Below are 15,535 nucleotides of genomic sequence, written 5' to 3' on the forward strand. Positions count from 1 at the left end.
ATGACCGGCACCACCCGCGTCCCCGCGGCAGAGATCACCGGCGTCTACGGCGCCGTCCTGAAGCGGTTCAGCAAGAGGATGTTCGGCCGCACACCCGAGTCGCTCGGCGTGATGTGGCACCACCCCGCCTCGCTCAAGGCCGGGATGGGGATGGGCCGCAAGGCGGCGTCCTGGAACGAGTGCCCCCGCGAGCTCAAGGGGTATGCGCACATGGCGGTGGCCTCGCTCGTCGGCTGCTCCTTCTGCCTCGACCTCGGCTACTTCCAGGCCCGCCACGAGGGGCTCGACGTCGCCAAGGCGCGCGAGGTGCCGCGGTGGCGCGAGTCGGACGTGTTCACGCCCCTGGAGCGCGACGTCCTCGAGTACGCCGAGGCGATGTCGCAGACCCCGCCCACGGTCACCGACGAGCTCTCCGCCCGGCTGCTCGACGCGCTGGGCGCACCGGGCCTGGTCGAGCTCACGGTCTGGATCGCCGTGGCGAACCAGATGGCGCGGGGCAACGTCGCCCTGGGCATCGAGGCCGAGGGGTTCGCGGCCTCCTGCGGCCTGGCGCCCCTGGCGCAGCCGAGCGGCGTAGCGTCCCCGGCATGACCGACGACCCGTTCGTCACCCACCGCAGCCTGCTCTTCACGGTCGCCTACGAGATGCTCGGCTCGGCCGCCGACGCCGAGGACGTCGTGCAGGAGGCCTGGCTGCGGTGGGCGGACCTCGACGCCGCCGCCCGGGCCGAGGTGCGCGACCCCCGGGCGTACCTCGTCCGGATCGTGACCCGGCAGGCGCTCAACCGGCTGCGCACCCTGGCCCGCCGCCGCGAGGACTACGTCGGCGAGTGGCTCCCCGAGCCGCTGCTGACCTCGGCCGACGTGGCCGAGGACGTCGAGCTCGCGGAGAGCGTCTCGATCGCGATGCTCACCGTCCTGGAGACCCTGGGCCCGGCCGAGCGCGCCGTCTTCGTGCTGCGCGAGGTGTTCGAGGTGCCCTACGACGAGATCGCGGAGGCGGTCGGCAAGACCCCGGCGGCGGCCCGCCAGGTCGCCCGCCGGGCCCGCGAGCACGTAGCCGCGCGGCGTCCCCGGATGCAGGTGGACCGGGCCGAGCAGCAGGCGGTCGTCGAGCGCTTCCTCTCGTCCCTGCGGACGGGCGACCTGGCGGGGCTGCTCGAGGTGCTGGCACCCGACGTGGTGCTGCGCAACGACGGCGGCGGCGTGGTCGGCGCGGCCCGGCACCCGATCGTCGGCGCGGACAAGGTGTCGCGGCTGCTCGCGACGTTCCCGAAGCAGTCGCGCGGCGCGAGCGTCACCACCGTCTGGATCAACGGCGGACCCGCCGCGCGGGTGGAGCTCGAGGGCGAGGTGGCCGGCGCGGTCAGCATCGTGGTCGAGGACGGCCGGATCAGCCGGATGTACGCGATCTGGAACCCGCACAAGCTGACCCGGATCGACGCCCCGGCGCTGCTGAGCCGCTGAGGCGTTCCGACGTCAGGTGTCCGCCGGAGCCTCCTCGGGGCCGTACACGGGCGGCCCTGGCCACTCGAAGGACGGGCCGGACAGCCCCGGTCCGTCGGCTCGTGGGTCGGCTGCAGCCGCTGGGACCAGCCCCAGCTCCCGGGCGACCGTCACCGCCATCATCCGGTCGACCACGCCGAGCTTGCGGTAGACGTGGCCCAGGTGGCAGTGCACCGTTCGGGGCGACACCTGCAGCCGGCGGCCGATCGCGGCCGCGGTGAGTCCCTCGGCGAGCAGACCGAGCACGGCGACCTCTCGTGCGGTCAGGTCCGCCGGCGGCGAGCACGTCGCCAGCCGGACCCGGGACGTGACCTCTGCCTGCCGGTCGAGCAGTGCCAGCAGCGGCTGGAGGCGTCGGGCGAGGTCGAGCTGCTCGTCGGAGAAGTCGTCCCTGCCCTGGGCCAGGACGAAGGCGCGGTAGGACCGCGATCCGAGGTGGCTGGGGATCGACAGCTGTTGCTCGTGGCCGTGCGGCTCCAGCAGTTCCTTCAGGTAGTTCCCGCCTCGGGGCGGCGCCAGCTCGCCGGGGACCCGGCCCACCGTCATCGGGGCAGGGTCCTGGGTGCGGGCGAACCACACCAGCAGGGGGTGGGCACGCATGGCCTCCACGACCCACGTGCCGAAGTCCGCGGTGTCGGCGTACCCCGGGATGGCGCTCTGCAGCTCGAAGCCGAACCGTCCGTCCGTGTCGGCCCAGTTCCACGAGACGTGACACCCGAAGGTCTCGGCGAGGTGGTCGGCGATCGTGACGCGCGGGAAGGTCCCGGTGGCGCTCCGGCTGAGCTCCACGACGTGGTCGACCCAGTCGGCGAGGACCGCGTGCTGCGTCGGCACCTGCGTCACCGCCCCCCGGCGGCCCGTGCACGACGCCGTCACGGCCGGGGCCTGGGTGCCCGCGGCCGAGGGGCCGCTCTACCGGAAGACGGTACTCGTCTTCGTCAGGCCTGTCCTCGTGCCGGCGCCCCGGTCATGGCAGCACCCTGCCGTCGGGGTCGTCGACCGCGGTCACGACTGAGCTGCCCAGACCCAGCCGCCGGTGAACGATGCCGTCCCAGGCCCGGCCCCGGATGGTGATCGAGACGGCCCCGGGCCGGAACGCCCATCCGGTTTGCGAGTCGAAGCCCATCTGCCACCTCGTCGGCGCGGTCCCGCAGGGCCGGGACCGGTACGACTGACCTCGAGCGACGTTGTCATCGACGCGCTGGCTGGCCTCCCCATACATCCGCACCTCCGACGGCGTCCCGCAGGTCACGGTGCCGTGGACCACCAACCGGCCGGAGACACTGCCCGACGTCGCCCTGTCGACGACGACCTCGGTACCCGCCAGACCGAGGTTTCCGACCGTCAGCACCGCGGTTCCCCCCGGACCTCGCTCACAGCACGAGCTCACGGCGATCCAGTATCGCCGGCCCTCCAGGATCCTCACGCCTTCGGCGGCACTGCGACCGGGGCCTCTGTCGTCGTCGCAGTCGACGAGCTGACGATGGCCGCCGCCACCGACGAAGACCGCGAGCCGGGTGTCGTACGAGGACCCGGCGGTCGTCATCCGGAGCCGTCCCGTGTCCGGGGCCCTGAACCTGAACCAGACGCTCTTGTCGCCCACGCAGGCCCCGTCTCCGGGATCGGCGGTCGCTTCGGTCGTGTCGACGGTGACCGTCGTGGGAGCCGTGATCACGGTTGCGCCTGCGACCAGGTCGTTCGGCGGCGGTGCGGCCTCCGCGGGTGCGGCGAGCAGCACTGCCGGCAGCGCGCACGCTGTTGCGGCGGCGAAGGCAGCGGTGCGGGTGCGGGTCGTGGACCTCATCGGAATCTCCCCCTCCGGGCTCTCTCCGAGGGTCGCGCGCCGCGGCGCGCTGCGCCATCAGCACATCTGCTGATGGCTGGTCCTCACCAGCGCTGCGGGTCGCCGAGCAGTGCGCGGTCGGGCGGGACCGCGTTGAAGAGCCGCAGCGTGGCGAACGGACCGTGATCCTCGCCGGGGTGGAAGGACAGCACCGTCACCGACGCCGGCAGCAGCTCCATCCGATAGATCGCGAGCAGCGGGGCCTCCACGACGTGGGCCACCAGCGTCTTGATGGGCGTGACGTGGCTGACGACGACGACGGTGCGTCCGGCGTGCTCCTCGAGCACCCGTTCCAGACCGGCGAGGACCCGTTCCTCCACGGCCCGGAACGACTCGCCGTGGCCGCCGGGAGCGACGTCCAGGGAGCCCAGCCACTGCTCGAGGTCCTCGCCGTGCAGCTCGGCGACCTCGTCGAACGTCCGCCCGTCCCAGGCGCCGAACTCCATCTCCGCGAACCCGGGCTCCTCCACGACCTCCCGGCCCAGCAGCTCGCCGATGATGTCGGCGGACTCACGGGTGCGCCGTACGGGGGAGCTGACGATCGTGTCGATCCGGTCGACCACCGGGGCCAGCCACTCCCCGACCGACCGGACCTGGGCCCGCCCCTCCTCGGAGAGACCGGGGTTGCTGCTGGTCAGGCCGCCCGAGAAGCGCCGCTCGGTCGTGTGGGCGGTGACGCCGTGCCGCACCAGCACGAGCGTGGTGGGGCCCTCGGGCACCTACAGGCCGCTCTCGGACGTGCGGACCAGGATCCGCTGGCACTCCTCGCAGCGGATCACCTCGTCGGAGGTGGCCGCGCGGATCGTCGCGAGCTCCGCGGCATCGAGCGAGAGGCGGCAGCCGCCGCACTCACGCGCCCGGAGCGCCGCCGCGCCCACACCGCCCTTCTGCTCCCGCAACCGGTCGTAGAGGGTGAGCAGCGGCTCGGGCATGCCCTCCACCGCCGGCCCGCGCTGGGCCTCGACCTCGGCGAGCTGGGCGTCGATGACCGAGGACTTCTCGTCGCGGGCCGCGGTCAGTGTCGCGAGCTCCTCGTCGGCCTCCGCCACCTGCCGGGTGAGGGTGTCGAGCTCGCGCTGGGCGTCCTCGACCTTCTCCATCACCTCGAGCTCCTGGTCCTCCAGCGAGGTGATCCGACGTTCGAGCGACTCCAGCTCGTGCTGCATCCGCTGCAGGTCCTTGGGGTTGGTGATCAGCCCCTGGTCCATCCGGTCGCGGTCGCGCGTTCGGCGCGTCTTGACCTGCTCGACGTCGGCGTCGACCTTGGCCTGCTCGGTGGCGAGGTCCTCCACCACGATCGCGGCGTCACGGGCACGGTCGTCGAGGTCGGCGCGGGCCGCCTTCAGCGTCGCGATCGCCTCGTGCTCGGGCAGGTGGCTGAGCTGGTGCCGCAGCTGGTCGGCGCGGGAGTCGAGCTCCTGGACGTCGAGGAGCTTCAGCTGGGCGAACGGGTCGGCTTTCAGGGTGGCTCCTAGATCCGGAACTTCCAGGGGTCCGTCGCGAGGGTGCTCACGCGGGTCTCCACCGTATCGCCCAGCGCCCCGGTCAGCGCGGCCGCCACCACCGGCAGCCAGGTCCACTCGGCCGCCCAGTGGGCGACGTCGACCAGGGCGGGGCCGTCGTGCTCGCGGAACTCCGAGGCCGGGTGGTGGCGCAGGTCGCTGGTGACGTAGACGTCGGCATCGGTCCCGCGGACGTGGTCGAGCAGGAAGTCCCCGGCGCCGCCGCACAGTGCCACGCGACCGACGAGCTGCTCGGGATCACCGGCGACCCGTACGCCGTGGGCGGTGGGCGGCAACGCCTTCGCGACGGTCGCGGCGAACCCCCGCAGCGTCACCGGCTCGATCGACCCGATCCGGCCGGTGCCGGTGGGAGCGAGGCCGGGGTCGGCCAGCTCGACGACGTCGTACGCCGGCTCCTCGTAGGGGTGGACCGCCAGCATCGACCGGACCACGGCCGCCCGGTCCTGCCGCGGGAGGACCACCTCGACCCGGACCTCCTCCACGGTCTCGACCCGACCGACCTGCCCGATCGTCGGGCTGGCGCCGTCGAGCGGGCGGAAGCGGCCCTCACCGGGCGAGGAGAACGAGGCGTGGTCGTAGTCGCCCAGCCGGCCGGCTCCCGCCGCCGCGAGGGCGGCACGGACCGCCCCGGCCCCCGCCACGGGCACCAGGACCGTCAGCTTGTCGACCGGGGCGGCGGGCGCCGGGAGCAGCGGCTCCACGTCGCGCAGGCCGAGCACGTGGGCCATCGCCTCGGAGACGCCGCCGACGGCCTGGTCGGCGTTGGTGTGGGCGGTGAGCAGGGCGCACCCGGAGCGCTGCAGGGTGGTCAGCGTCCGGCCCTTGGGGGTCGTCGCCGCGACGCTGTGGACAGGCTTGAGCAGCAAGGGGTGGTGCACCAGCAGCAGGTCGGCACCCCACTCCGCCGCCTCCTGCGCGACCTCGGGGGCGGGGTCGACCGCCAGCAGCACCTTGGCGACCGGAGCCGCCGGGTCGCCGGCGACCAGCCCGACCGCGTCCCAGGAGTCGGCGGTGGCGGGTGGGTACCAGGAGTGGATCAGGTCGACGACCTCGGCCAGTGTCGGCATGGGGCGACCGTACCGGTGACCGGTCAGTTGACCTTCCTGTCGTACCCCTCCCAGTACTGCTCGCGCAGCTTGAACTTCTGCAGCTTGCCAGTCGCGGTCCGGGCGAGCTGGTCCCGGAACTCCACCGAGGTCGGCGCCTTGTAGCCCGCCGCCCGCTCCTTGCACCACGCGATCAGGTCGGCCTCGGTCGCCTGCTCCCCCTCGGCGAGCACGACCAGCGCCTTGATCGTCTCGCCCCACTTCTCGCTCGGCACCCCGATCACCGCCACCTCCGCAACGGCCGGGTGGGAGAAGAGCACGTCCTCCACCTCGATCGAGGAGACGTTCTCGCCGCCGGTGATGATGACGTCCTTCTTGCGGTCCGAGATCGTGAGGTAGCCGTCGTCCCCGACCACACCGCCGTCGCCGGTGTGGAACCAGCCGTCCGCCAGCGCGCGGGCGCTCTCCTCGGGCTGCTCCCAGTAGCCCTCCAGCACCACGTTGGAGCGGGCGAGGACCTCTCCCTGCCCGTCCACCTCCAGCCGTACGCCGAGGGCCGGCGCGCCGGCGCGCACCAGCCGGGCGGCGCGCTGCTCGGCGTCGAGGTCGTCCCACTCGGAGCGGGTCCGGTTGATCGTCAGCAGCGGGGAGGTCTCGGTGAGGCCGTAGATCTGGACGAACTCCCACCCGAGCTCCTCCTCGACCCTCACCACGGTCTTCGTGGGTGGCGGTGCTCCCGCCATGATGATCCGTACCCGGTCCCGGCCCGGGATCTCGCCCTCCCAGTCCTGCGCCGCCTCGAGCACCGCGGCCGCGACCGCGGGCGCCGCGCACATGACGGTGACGCCGTGCCGCTCGACCCGGCGCAGGATCTCGGCTCCGTCGACCTTGCGCAGCACCACCTGGGGCACGCCGAGGCCGGTCATCGCGAACGGCATCCCCCAACCGTTGGCGTGGAACATGGGCAAGGTGTGGAGGTAGACGTCACGGTCGGTCACCCCGGCGTGCAGGCCGAAGGTCACGGCGTTGACCCACACGTTGCGATGGGTGATCTGGACGCCCTTGGGGCGGGCGGTCGTGCCGGAGGTGTAGTTGATGCAGGCGGTCGCGTTCTCGTCCGGCTCCCACGCCACCGGCTCCGCCCCCTCGGGCGCGAAGAGGCGGTCGTCGTCGCCCAGCACGAACCGGTGCTCGGCCTCCACCGAGGCCAGGGCCTCGTCCAGCTCCGGGTCGACGTAGAGCACCCGGGCCCCGGAGTGCCCGACGATGTAGCGCACCTCGTCGGGACGGAGCCGGAAGTTCACCGGCACCAGCACCCGTCCGTAGCCGGCGACGCCGAAGAACGCAGCCAGCAGCCGGGCGCTGTTGTGGGAGACGATCGCGACCCGCTCGCCGACGCCGATCCCGAGCTCGTCGAGGCGCGCGGCCATCCGACGGGCGCGCGCATCGAGCTCGGCGTACGTCAGCTCGCCCAGCGAGGCTGCCGGCTGGTCGGGCTCGTCGACGACGCCGACCCGGTCGCCGTAGACGACGCGGGCGCGGTCGAGGAAGTCGGACACGCTGAAGGGCACGATCATGGGTTCCTCCGTTTCCGAGCGGCAGGCCCACGATAGGGGCGAGCCGTTGGCTCGGGGTTGGCCGAGATGAGAGCCCTCTCATCGTCGGCTCATGCCCGCCCCACGCTGGCTGTGGAGACTCCTCCCATGTCCGCGACGACCAAGACGCTCCTGGCGGCGGCGCTGACGCTGCCGCTGGTGGCGTTCGTCGCCGGCGTGCTCGCCTCCCCCGCCGAGGTCGAGGACGACCGCAGCCGACCGGTCATCATCGGCCGGGTGAGCGACGACTCCGGCGTCCGGTCCCCCGGACCGGACGGTGGTCGCGACGACCGCGACGACCGGACCGCGCGCGAGGACCGCGACGACCGCCGCGACGACGATGACGACGGCCCGACCGGCGACGACGGCTCGGAGGACCCGCCCGAGGCCCCGGCCACCGAACCCTTCACGGTGGTGACGCCCGCACCGCGGGACCTGGACGGCGACGACGACGGTGGGGACGATGATGACGACGATGGAGACGCGGGCGGCGACGACACCGACGACGAGTCGGGCGACGACTGAGCGCGCAACGGCGGACCGGCCGAGCCCCCGTCGTACCCGGACCCAGATCCCGGTCCGGATCCGGATCGCGGCCACGATCGCGGTCGTCACGGCCATGGCCATGGCCGCGGCCGGCCTGTTGGTCTTCGTCCTGGAGTCCACGCGCATCGACAGCTCCCTCAACCAGCAGATCGACCAGGAGATCGCCGAGTTCCGTGCCCTGGAGGACGGCACCGACCCCGCGACGGGCGAGCCCTTCGCCGACGTCGGTCGCCTGCTCTCGCTCTTCATCGACCGCAACGTCACCGACGACGACGAGATGCTGCTGACCTACGTCGACGGCGAGGCCCGGCAGGGCACGCCCAACCAGTTCGGCGACTCGATCCGAACCGAGCCCGTCTTCCGCGACGCCATCGCACGGCTGCTCGAGACCGGTGGGACCGAGGTCATCGACAGCCCACGGTTCGACGAGGTCTGGGTGACCGTGGTGCCGGTGGACGACGTACGGGACCCCCGCGCGTCCGGGGCGCTGGCCATCGTCAACTTCGCCGACGACGAGCGCAGCGAGCTCAACCGCACCATCCAGACGTACGGGATCGTCACGCTCTGCTTCCTCGGCCTGATCACCCTGCTGGCGCTCTGGCGCTCGGGGCGGCTGCTCGCCCCCCTCACCACGCTGCGCACGACCGCCGAGTCGATCGGCGAGACCGACCTGTCGCTCCGCATCCCCGAACAGGGCAACGACGACCTGACCGCCCTCACCCGTACGCTCAACGACATGCTCGCCCGGCTGGAGCTCGCGTTCGTCGGGCAACGCCAGTTCCTCGACGACGCCGGCCACGAGCTCAAGACTCCGCTCACCGTGCTGCAGGGCCATCTCGAGCTGCTCGACGCCGACGACCCGCAGGAGGTCGCCGAGACCCGGCTGCTGCTCCTGGACGAGGTCGACCGGATGTCGCGCCTGGTCGGCGACATGATCCTGCTCGCCAAGTCCGACCGCCCCGACTTCGTCTCGCCCGCGCCGGTCAGCCTGGAACGGCTCACCCACACCCTGCTGTCGAAGGCCCGCGGCCTGGCCGACCGCGACTGGGACCTCGACCAGGTCGGCGAGGGCATCGTCGAGCTGGACGAGCAGCGGATCACCCAGGCCGTGCTGCAGCTCGCTGACAACGCCGTCAAGCACACCGCCCCGGGCGACACGATCGCCCTGGGGTCGGCGTGGGACGCGGAGGGCGCACGGCTGTGGGTCCGTGACACCGGCCCCGGCGTGCCCGAGACCGACCGCCAGCACATCTTCGAGCGCTTCGGCCGCAGCGTCGTGGGCGCCGACGACGAGGGCTTCGGGCTCGGCCTCGCCATCGTCGATGCCATCGCGCGGGCACACCGGGGTCGCGTCGACCTCGCGGACGACCCGCCCCCGGGGGCGACGTTCGTCATCACCCTTCCCAGCCAGCAGGAGGTCCCATGGCCCGCATCCTGATCGTCGAGGACGAGACCCGCATCGCCTCGTTCCTGGCCAAGGGGCTCGGGGCCGACGGCCACGCGACGACCATCGCGGACAACGGCGTCGACGGCCTCGACCACGCCCTCAGCGGCGACTTCGACCTGATGGTGCTCGACATCGGGCTCCCCCGGCTCGACGGCTTCGACGTGCTCGACCAGCTGCGCTCGCAAGGGTCGCGGATGCCGGTCATCGTGCTGACCGCGCGCGACTCGGTGACCGACACGGTCAGCGCGCTGGAGGGCGGCGCCGACGACTACATGCCCAAGCCGTTCCGCTTCGCCGAGCTGCTCGCGCGGGTCAAGCTGCGGCTGCGCCAGTCGCAGAACGGCGACGGCCTCGCCGGCCGCGACGCCCTCGAGGCCGGGGGCGTCCGGCTCGACCTCCGGACCCGCCGCGCGACCATCGGCGGCAAGGAGATCGACCTGTCGGCCCGCGAGTTCACCCTCGCCGAGATCTTCATGCTCAACGCCGGCCAGGTGCTCTCGCGCGAGCAGCTGCTCGACCACGTCTGGGGCCTCGACTTCGACCCCGGGTCCAACGTCGTCGACGTCTACGTCGGCTACCTGCGCCGCAAGTTCGGCTCCGAGACGATCACCACGGTGCGAGGGATGGGCTACCGGTTCAACGCCTGAGGACTCGTGGTCGGACGGCGCGACGCGGTCGGGCACGGACTCCTGAGCGTGGCGTCACCCGGTAGATCCTGGTTGTGCCCGTTCGGCTGCGGCTGTGACGGCGAGATCGTCGCGGCATGGCCCTCAGCGGAACGAGCGGGCGTCGCGGCGCGAGGACCGCAGTCGTGCGAAGGCTTCGTCGTCTTCGAGCAGCGCGTGGGCCCTTCTGCCTGCGCGTCGCCTGCCTTTCGGCTCTGCCACCGGGTCCAGCAGCCGGATCACACTAGGAGTGGACCACTGGGAGGCAGCCATGATGGCAACAGCGATGCACGATCAGTCCTCAGCTCAGTCCGGTCGTGACGGCTGGGCCTCACGGGTACTCGTTCGCGAGATGTGGGCCACGCTCGCGATCATCGCCATGTGGGTGGCCGTGTTGTTCGTGGGCGTCTACGGAGGTGATGCGACCTTCCAGAGCGTCGATTCGAGCTCCAGCACCATCCCCTCGGGAGTCCTCGTAGCCCTGTTCGCCGCCATCGGCACCGGCTCCGTCGCCAAGAGAGTCTTCGGGCGCACGTCGGAGTAGCCGCCCAGACTTCCTGCGCCGAGCACGGAGGACCCTGCTCAGCGCCTCACCTTGAACGTCAGCCTCGGCGTCGGGAGCCCGGCGACGACCGGCTCGAGGGCGTCGGCCAGCTCGGCGGGGAGCGGCCGCTTGGCGGGGTCACGGTCGAGGGCGGCGTACACCACCTCCGCGACGCGGCCGGGGACGCCGTGGGGCAGCTCGTACGGAGTGTCGACCAGCTGGGGGTAGCGCTCGACCAGGAGGTCGCCGTCGGGGTCGCCCTTGTCGAAGGCGCGGTAGCCGGCGATCGCGTGGAAGAGGGTGGCGCCGAGGCCCCACACGTCGCTGGCGTGGCCGGGGCCGCCGTGGGTGTCCGGGTCGGCCTGCTCGGGCGACATGTAGTAGTCGGTGCCGATCCGGCGCGAGCGGCCGGCGCTCTCGCAGGACCGTGCGACCGAGAGGTCGATCAGCCGGGCCGGCGAGCCCATGATCACGTTGCTGGGCTTGATGTCGAGGTGGACCACGTCCACGCGACGGAAGTAGTGCAGCGCCGCGGCGACCTCGATCGCCAGCGGGAGGTACTGCTGCTCCTGCAGCCGGCCGTGGCGCCGGATCAGGCTCGAGAGCCGAGGGCCCTCGATGTGCTCGAGCACCGCGTGCGGCCGCTCACCGCCGATCTCGTGGCGCAGCCCGCGAACCACCACGGGGTGGTTGACCAGGGCCAGCGTCTCGACCTCGCGGCCGAGCCCCCGCAGGGTGTGCTCGTCGCTGACCTGGTCGGGCCGGACCACCTTGACGACCACGGGACCGTAGGTGATCTCGTCGAAGGCGAGGTAGGCCTCGTACGCCGAACCACCCCCGAGCAGCCGCATCGCGGTCAGCTCGGGGGTGATGGCGTCGCCCTCGCGGAGGTGCCAGCTGTCGTGGCTGTTCACGGGGTGACTCCTGGGGGCCGGAGGATCAGCGACGGGTGTCGTTGCGGGAGCGGTCGTTGGTCTTGTTGGCCGACCAGTCGCGCGTCCGGTCCCCGGCTCCGTCCCTGGTGAAGTCGCGGGTCTTGTCGCCGCGGCTGCGGTCACGGTCGCGGCTGACCGCCGAGGACTTGCTGTTGGTGCCGTCGTTGCTGTTGTCGCCGCTGGTCTCCCGCGAGCGGGTCTCGCCGCCGGTGTTGGTGCCGGCCAGGCGGTCGTTGGTGTCGTCGTCGTCCTCGTCCGCGACGAGCACGACGTCGGGGGTGTCCTCGTCGCGCTTCATGGCCGCGTCGTCGTCGGCGACGGCGGAGGTGACGGGCAGTGCGAGGAGGCCGACGGTGACGAGGCCGGCGATGCCGACGGAACCGAAGGTGATGGTCTTCTTCATGGGGAGTCGTCCCTTTCGTGGGGTGGTGGCACCACTGTCGTGCCGCGCGGTGAGGCCCCCATGAGCACCGGATGAGATCCCTCTCATCCGGTGCCCGCGGCGACCGGAGAAGGGCACCGGTCAGTCGCCGGTGCCGGTGGCGGAGTGGTCGTCGCCGAGGCCGGACACCGAGTCGTCACCGTCGTACGACTGGTCGACCGTGCCCGGACCGGTGCGGTCCTGCGTGCCCGGTCCCGTGGGGTCGGTGGTGTCGTCGGGGTCCTCGTCCTCCTCGACGGGGAGGATCTCGGCGCGGTCGTCGCGCTTGCCGGCCGGGGCGTCGTCGGTGACGGCCGAGGCGATCGGGAGGGCGAGCAGCCCGACGGTCACGACGCCGGCGACGCCGACCGCTCCGAGGATGATGGTCCTGCGCATGATGGACGTCCTTCCTGAGGTGAGTTGTCAGGAAGGACCGTGCCGAGCGGGGGTGATCGCACCGTGAGTGCGAGATGAGTGCCCGTTCATGAGGGCGAGGGTGCGTCGGGACGGGATCGAACCGCCGACCGCTCGGGTGTAAACCGAGTGCTCTACCGCTGAGCTACCGACGCCGGGCCTGCCGGCGCGGCACAGACTACGGGAGCCGCCCCGGGACAAGAAAAAGGTCGAGCCGCTGGCGTCTCGGGTCACCAGCGGCTCGACAGGGAGAAGCATAGGCAGACCGCTCAAGGGCTGTCGCGGGATCCGACGATTTCCTTGAATCTTCTCGGAACTGGTCTACACCAGTGCGCGCAGCTGCTTGAGGTGCTCGTCGAGGTCGCGCCCCTCCGGCATCGCGTTGTGGACCGACCAGCGGACCATGCCGTCGCGGTCCACGACGTACGACGACCGCCGCGGGGAGCCCTTCGACTCGTCGAGGACGTCGTAGGCGCGCGCCACCTCGCCGTGGGGCCAGAAGTCGGAGAGCAGCGGGAAGTTCAGCCCGTCCTGGTCGGCGAACGCGCGCAGCGAGTAGACCGGGTCGCACGAGATGGCCACGACCTCGGTGTCGAAGGTCATGAACTCGTCGAGCCGGTCGCGGATCTCCGACATCTCGCCCGTGCAGACGCCCGAGAAGGCGTACGGGAAGAACAGGATCGCCACCGCCTTGGTGCCGCGGTACGACGACAGCGTGACGTCCTGCCCGAACTGGTCGCGCAGCGTGAAGTCGGGCGCGGGGCCACCGAGAGAGAGTCCGGTCATGGTGGACCCATCCTCGCATCAGGCCCCGGCGGACTCCTCCGTGGGACCCTCGTCCGGCTCGTGCTCGGCGAGGTCCCGCTTGAGGATCTTCCCGGTTGCGTTGCGCGGCAGCTCGTCGAGGAACACGATCTCCCGGGGCACCTTGTAGCGGGCCAGGTTGGCCTTCACGTGCTCCTTGAGGTCGTCCTCGGAGACCGACCCCTCCTCACGCAGCACCACGAAGGCCCGCAGCCGCTTGCCGAAGTCGTCGTCGTCGACCCCGAGCGCTGCCGCCTCGGCGACCGCGTCGTGACCGACGAGGCAGTCCTCGACCTCCTTCGGGAAGACGTTCTCGCCGCCGGAGACGATCATCTCGTCGTCCCGCCCGTCGACGTAGAGTCGGCCGTCCTCGCCGATCCGCCCGACGTCGCCGGTGGCCATCAGGCCGTCGACCACGTCCTTGCTGCCGCCGCCGGTGTAGCCCTCGAACAGCATCGAGTTGCCGACGAAGATCCGTCCGGTCCCTCCGTCGGGCACCGGGCGCCCGTCCTCGTCGAGGATCCGCACCACGGTGGCGTGCGGCGGCCGGCCTGCCGAGGACGGCGCCTCTCGCAGGTCCTCGGGCGTCGCGATGCTGGCGTAGGCCACCTCCGTCGAGCCGTAGATGTTGTAGAGGTGGTCACCGAAGTGGTCCATCCAGCTCAGGGCCAGGTTGCCGGGCAGGGCGGAGCCCGAGGCCGCCACCACCTGCACCCGCCCGAGGTCGTACGCCGCCAGCGTCTCCTCCGGCAGCGCGAGGATCCGCTGCAGCATCACGGGGATGACCACCATCGACTCGCAGCGCTCGTCCTGCGTCGTCGCCAACGCTCCCTCGGGGTCGAACTTGCGGCGCAGGACCACCGTCGACCCGAGCAGCATCGCCAGTGCGAGGTGGGCGAAGCCCCAGGTGTGGAAGAGCGGTGCCGCGATGTGGGTGCGCCAGCCCCGGCGGAGCGGCAGCCGCGACATCAACGAGACGGCGGCGTCGATGCCGGCCTCGTTGCGCGGGGCGCCCTTGGGGGTGCCGGTGGTGCCGGAGGTCAGGATCACGATCCGCGCGTGCCGCTCGGGCGGGTCGACGTCGTGGTCGTCGTGGGCGGCGATCAGCTGCTCGAGCGTCTCCGACGTGGGGTCGGTGTCGGTCCAGGCGAGGATCCGCTGCGCCACGTCGGCCTTCTCCAGCAGCCCCGTGAACTCCTCGTCGTGGATCACGACGGACGGCTTCTCACGCTCCAGCACGTCGACGAGCTGCGGCCCGGCGAAGGCCGTGTTGAGGTAGAGCAGGTCCGCCCCGAGCTTGGCGACGCCGATCGTGGCGTCGACGAAGCCGCGGTGGTTGCGACACATCACCGCCACCGAGTCGCCCTCCCGGACCCCGCGCTCGGCCAGCGCGCGCGCCAGCGCGTTGCTCCGCCGCTGCAGCTCACCGAAGGTCAGCTCGCCGAGCTCGTCCACGAGGCCGATCCGGTCGGGCTCGCGGATCGCGAGGCTGGCGAAGCCGCCGGCCGGGCCGGTCCCCCACCGTCGCAGGGTCAGGCCCAGGCCCAGCAGCTTGCTGGGGGCGTACGGGCGGATGATGCCGGAGCGGCCGAGGACGCGCAGGCTCGTGGTGACGTTGCTGAGTGTCTGCATGATGTCTCGCGAACGCGCGACCGACATCCCGGGTTACGCCGGCGTCCGAGGGGCGACCAGCCGCGTGGCCGACCAGTCCTTGCTGACGGAGACCGTCGTCGTGTGCGCGAGGCCGGCGACGGGCGCGGCCTCGGCGATGTCGGAGGCGTCGACGGAGTTGGGTCGGCCGACCTTCGGGGTGAGCAGCCAGATGACCCCTCCCCCGACCAGGTCGGTCAGGGAGTCCACGAGGCCGTCGACCAGGTCGCCGTCCTCCTCGCGCCACCACAGCACCACGGCGTCGACCACGTTGCCGTAGTCGCCGTCGACCATGTCGGCGTCGATGGCGTCCTCGATGGCGACCCGCAGCTCGTCGTCGGTGTCGGCGTCCCAGCCGAGCTCCTGGACCACCATGCCCTTGCTCAGGCCCAGGCGGGCGGCCGGTCCGGGCGGCCCCACTTGCTCCGCCGGGGTCTGCGAGGCATCGCTGCCCGCGGTCGAGCTCACGGTTCCTCCATCCATCACTGGCACCCGCTCGTTCGTACGGGCGCACAAGGTGGGCAGTAGTCCACCGGAGTTGGGGCGACCGCGCAACCCACGGCGTCGTCACCGGTCCACGTGTCCGCGCTCCGGTCG

Annotated in this window: 18 protein-coding genes and 1 tRNA gene; 6 read left to right on the forward strand and 13 right to left on the reverse strand. The window is 72.0% G+C overall.

Annotated elements, in window-relative coordinates; all coding sequences use genetic code 11:
- Positions 1 to 591 carry a carboxymuconolactone decarboxylase family protein gene (locus EXE57_RS04225; RefSeq protein ID WP_135074306.1) on the forward strand — a complete coding sequence of 197 codons (591 nt, stop codon included), beginning with the start codon at positions 1 to 3 and terminating at the stop codon, positions 589 to 591.
- Complete coding sequence (locus EXE57_RS04230; protein WP_135074308.1) at positions 588 to 1,466, forward strand: RNA polymerase sigma-70 factor; 879 nt, start codon at positions 588 to 590, stop codon at positions 1,464 to 1,466. Before EXE57_RS04225 ends, EXE57_RS04230 begins: the two co-directional genes overlap by 4 nt.
- Before the next feature lie 12 nt (positions 1,467 to 1,478).
- Here EXE57_RS04230 and EXE57_RS04235 read toward each other — a convergent pair whose 3' ends face one another.
- The 6 genes from EXE57_RS04235 to EXE57_RS04260 form a co-directional block, all read right to left on the reverse strand.
- Positions 1,479 to 2,339 carry a response regulator transcription factor gene (locus tag EXE57_RS04235; RefSeq protein ID WP_244246986.1) on the reverse strand — a complete coding sequence of 287 codons (861 nt, stop codon included), beginning with the start codon at positions 2,337 to 2,339 and terminating at the stop codon, positions 1,479 to 1,481.
- Positions 2,340 to 2,472: 133 nt separating this feature from the next.
- The gene (locus tag EXE57_RS04240; protein WP_135074311.1) at positions 2,473 to 3,309 is read right to left on the reverse strand and encodes a hypothetical protein; all 837 of its coding nucleotides are present in this window, start codon (positions 3,307 to 3,309) and stop codon (positions 2,473 to 2,475) included.
- 83 nt (positions 3,310 to 3,392) lie between these two features.
- Complete coding sequence (locus EXE57_RS04245; protein ID WP_135074313.1) at positions 3,393 to 4,067, reverse strand: histidine phosphatase family protein; 675 nt, start codon at positions 4,065 to 4,067, stop codon at positions 3,393 to 3,395.
- On the reverse strand, positions 4,068 to 4,928 hold the full coding sequence (locus EXE57_RS04250) for a zinc ribbon domain-containing protein (RefSeq protein WP_244246987.1): 861 nt from the start codon (positions 4,926 to 4,928) through the stop codon (positions 4,068 to 4,070).
- Positions 4,820 to 5,938: a Nif3-like dinuclear metal center hexameric protein gene (locus EXE57_RS04255; RefSeq protein WP_135074315.1), complete on the reverse strand. Its 1,119-nt coding sequence runs from the start codon at positions 5,936 to 5,938 to the stop codon at positions 4,820 to 4,822. The genes EXE57_RS04250 and EXE57_RS04255 overlap by 109 nt, the downstream gene beginning before the upstream one ends.
- A gap of 23 nt (positions 5,939 to 5,961) precedes the next feature.
- The gene (locus tag EXE57_RS04260) at positions 5,962 to 7,494 is read right to left on the reverse strand and encodes an AMP-binding protein (protein WP_135074317.1); all 1,533 of its coding nucleotides are present in this window, start codon (positions 7,492 to 7,494) and stop codon (positions 5,962 to 5,964) included.
- A gap of 126 nt (positions 7,495 to 7,620) precedes the next feature.
- Between EXE57_RS04260 and EXE57_RS04265 the strand changes: the two genes are divergently transcribed.
- The 4 genes from EXE57_RS04265 (at position 7,621) to EXE57_RS04280 (ending at position 10,714) form a co-directional block, all read left to right on the forward strand.
- Entirely contained in the window at positions 7,621 to 8,037 is a 417-nt protein-coding gene (locus EXE57_RS04265; RefSeq protein ID WP_135074319.1) for a hypothetical protein, read from the forward strand.
- A complete protein-coding gene (locus EXE57_RS04270; protein WP_244246988.1) occupies positions 7,988 to 9,496 on the forward strand; it encodes a sensor histidine kinase in 1,509 nt (502 codons plus the stop codon). Before EXE57_RS04265 ends, EXE57_RS04270 begins: the two co-directional genes overlap by 50 nt.
- Positions 9,481 to 10,152, forward strand: coding sequence for a response regulator transcription factor (locus tag EXE57_RS04275; protein ID WP_135074323.1), 672 nt, complete (start codon positions 9,481 to 9,483; stop codon positions 10,150 to 10,152). The genes EXE57_RS04270 and EXE57_RS04275 overlap by 16 nt, the downstream gene beginning before the upstream one ends.
- 289 nt (positions 10,153 to 10,441) lie before the next feature.
- A complete protein-coding gene (locus tag EXE57_RS04280) occupies positions 10,442 to 10,714 on the forward strand; it encodes a hypothetical protein (RefSeq protein ID WP_135074325.1) in 273 nt (90 codons plus the stop codon).
- 38 nt (positions 10,715 to 10,752) lie between these two features.
- On the opposite strand, the gene EXE57_RS04285 is transcribed toward EXE57_RS04280, so the two are convergent.
- The 7 genes from EXE57_RS04285 to EXE57_RS04315 all read right to left on the reverse strand — a co-directional run bounded on the left by EXE57_RS04285 (position 10,753) and on the right by EXE57_RS04315 (position 15,406).
- Positions 10,753 to 11,628, reverse strand: a complete 876-nt coding sequence (locus EXE57_RS04285) for a serine/threonine-protein kinase (protein WP_244246989.1) — start codon at positions 11,626 to 11,628, stop codon at positions 10,753 to 10,755.
- Positions 11,629 to 11,653: 25 nt separating this feature from the next.
- Positions 11,654 to 12,052, reverse strand: a complete 399-nt coding sequence (locus EXE57_RS19610) for a hypothetical protein (RefSeq protein WP_167305815.1) — start codon at positions 12,050 to 12,052, stop codon at positions 11,654 to 11,656.
- Between the two features lie 120 nt (positions 12,053 to 12,172).
- The gene (locus tag EXE57_RS04295; RefSeq protein ID WP_135074327.1) at positions 12,173 to 12,466 is read right to left on the reverse strand and encodes a hypothetical protein; all 294 of its coding nucleotides are present in this window, start codon (positions 12,464 to 12,466) and stop codon (positions 12,173 to 12,175) included.
- Positions 12,467 to 12,567: 101 nt separating this feature from the next.
- A tRNA-Val gene (locus tag EXE57_RS04300) sits at positions 12,568 to 12,639 on the reverse strand.
- 166 nt (positions 12,640 to 12,805) lie between these two features.
- The gene (locus tag EXE57_RS04305; protein WP_135074329.1) at positions 12,806 to 13,270 is read right to left on the reverse strand and encodes a peroxiredoxin; all 465 of its coding nucleotides are present in this window, start codon (positions 13,268 to 13,270) and stop codon (positions 12,806 to 12,808) included.
- Positions 13,271 to 13,288: 18 nt separating this feature from the next.
- Positions 13,289 to 14,920 (reverse strand): AMP-binding protein, encoded by a 1,632-nt coding sequence (locus tag EXE57_RS04310; protein WP_208542963.1) that lies wholly within the window; start codon positions 14,918 to 14,920, stop codon positions 13,289 to 13,291.
- A 33-nt stretch (positions 14,921 to 14,953) separates the two neighbouring features.
- A complete protein-coding gene (locus EXE57_RS04315) occupies positions 14,954 to 15,406 on the reverse strand; it encodes a DUF3052 domain-containing protein (RefSeq protein ID WP_244246990.1) in 453 nt (150 codons plus the stop codon).
- Positions 15,407 to 15,535: the final 129 nt, after the last annotated feature.

It is taken from the genome of Nocardioides euryhalodurans (assembly GCF_004564375.1).
Taxonomy (GTDB): domain Bacteria; phylum Actinomycetota; class Actinomycetes; order Propionibacteriales; family Nocardioidaceae; genus Nocardioides; species Nocardioides euryhalodurans.

What these genes read in the sequence shown, in the direction of transcription:
- EXE57_RS04280 (WP_135074325.1), top strand. Translation starts at nt 10,442, where the DNA reads ATGATGGCAACAGCGATGCACGATCAGTCCTCAGCTCAGTCCGGTCGT.
- EXE57_RS04230 (WP_135074308.1), top strand. Translation starts at nt 588, where the DNA reads ATGACCGACGACCCGTTCGTCACCCACCGCAGCCTGCTCTTCACGGTC.
- EXE57_RS04295 (WP_135074327.1), bottom strand. Translation starts at nt 12,466, where the DNA reads ATGCGCAGGACCATCATCCTCGGAGCGGTCGGCGTCGCCGGCGTCGTG.
- EXE57_RS04275 (WP_135074323.1), top strand. Translation starts at nt 9,481, where the DNA reads ATGGCCCGCATCCTGATCGTCGAGGACGAGACCCGCATCGCCTCGTTC.
- EXE57_RS04240 (WP_135074311.1), bottom strand. Translation starts at nt 3,309, where the DNA reads ATGAGGTCCACGACCCGCACCCGCACCGCTGCCTTCGCCGCCGCAACA.
- EXE57_RS04305 (WP_135074329.1), bottom strand. Translation starts at nt 13,270, where the DNA reads ATGACCGGACTCTCTCTCGGTGGCCCCGCGCCCGACTTCACGCTGCGC.
- EXE57_RS19610 (WP_167305815.1), bottom strand. Translation starts at nt 12,052, where the DNA reads ATGAAGAAGACCATCACCTTCGGTTCCGTCGGCATCGCCGGCCTCGTC.
- EXE57_RS04270 (WP_244246988.1), top strand. Translation starts at nt 7,988, where the DNA reads ATGGAGACGCGGGCGGCGACGACACCGACGACGAGTCGGGCGACGACT.
- EXE57_RS04260 (WP_135074317.1), bottom strand. Translation starts at nt 7,494, where the DNA reads ATGATCGTGCCCTTCAGCGTGTCCGACTTCCTCGACCGCGCCCGCGTC.
- EXE57_RS04255 (WP_135074315.1), bottom strand. Translation starts at nt 5,938, where the DNA reads ATGCCGACACTGGCCGAGGTCGTCGACCTGATCCACTCCTGGTACCCA.
- EXE57_RS04310 (WP_208542963.1), bottom strand. Translation starts at nt 14,920, where the DNA reads ATGCAGACACTCAGCAACGTCACCACGAGCCTGCGCGTCCTCGGCCGC.
- EXE57_RS04265 (WP_135074319.1), top strand. Translation starts at nt 7,621, where the DNA reads ATGTCCGCGACGACCAAGACGCTCCTGGCGGCGGCGCTGACGCTGCCG.
- EXE57_RS04225 (WP_135074306.1), top strand. Translation starts at nt 1, where the DNA reads ATGACCGGCACCACCCGCGTCCCCGCGGCAGAGATCACCGGCGTCTAC.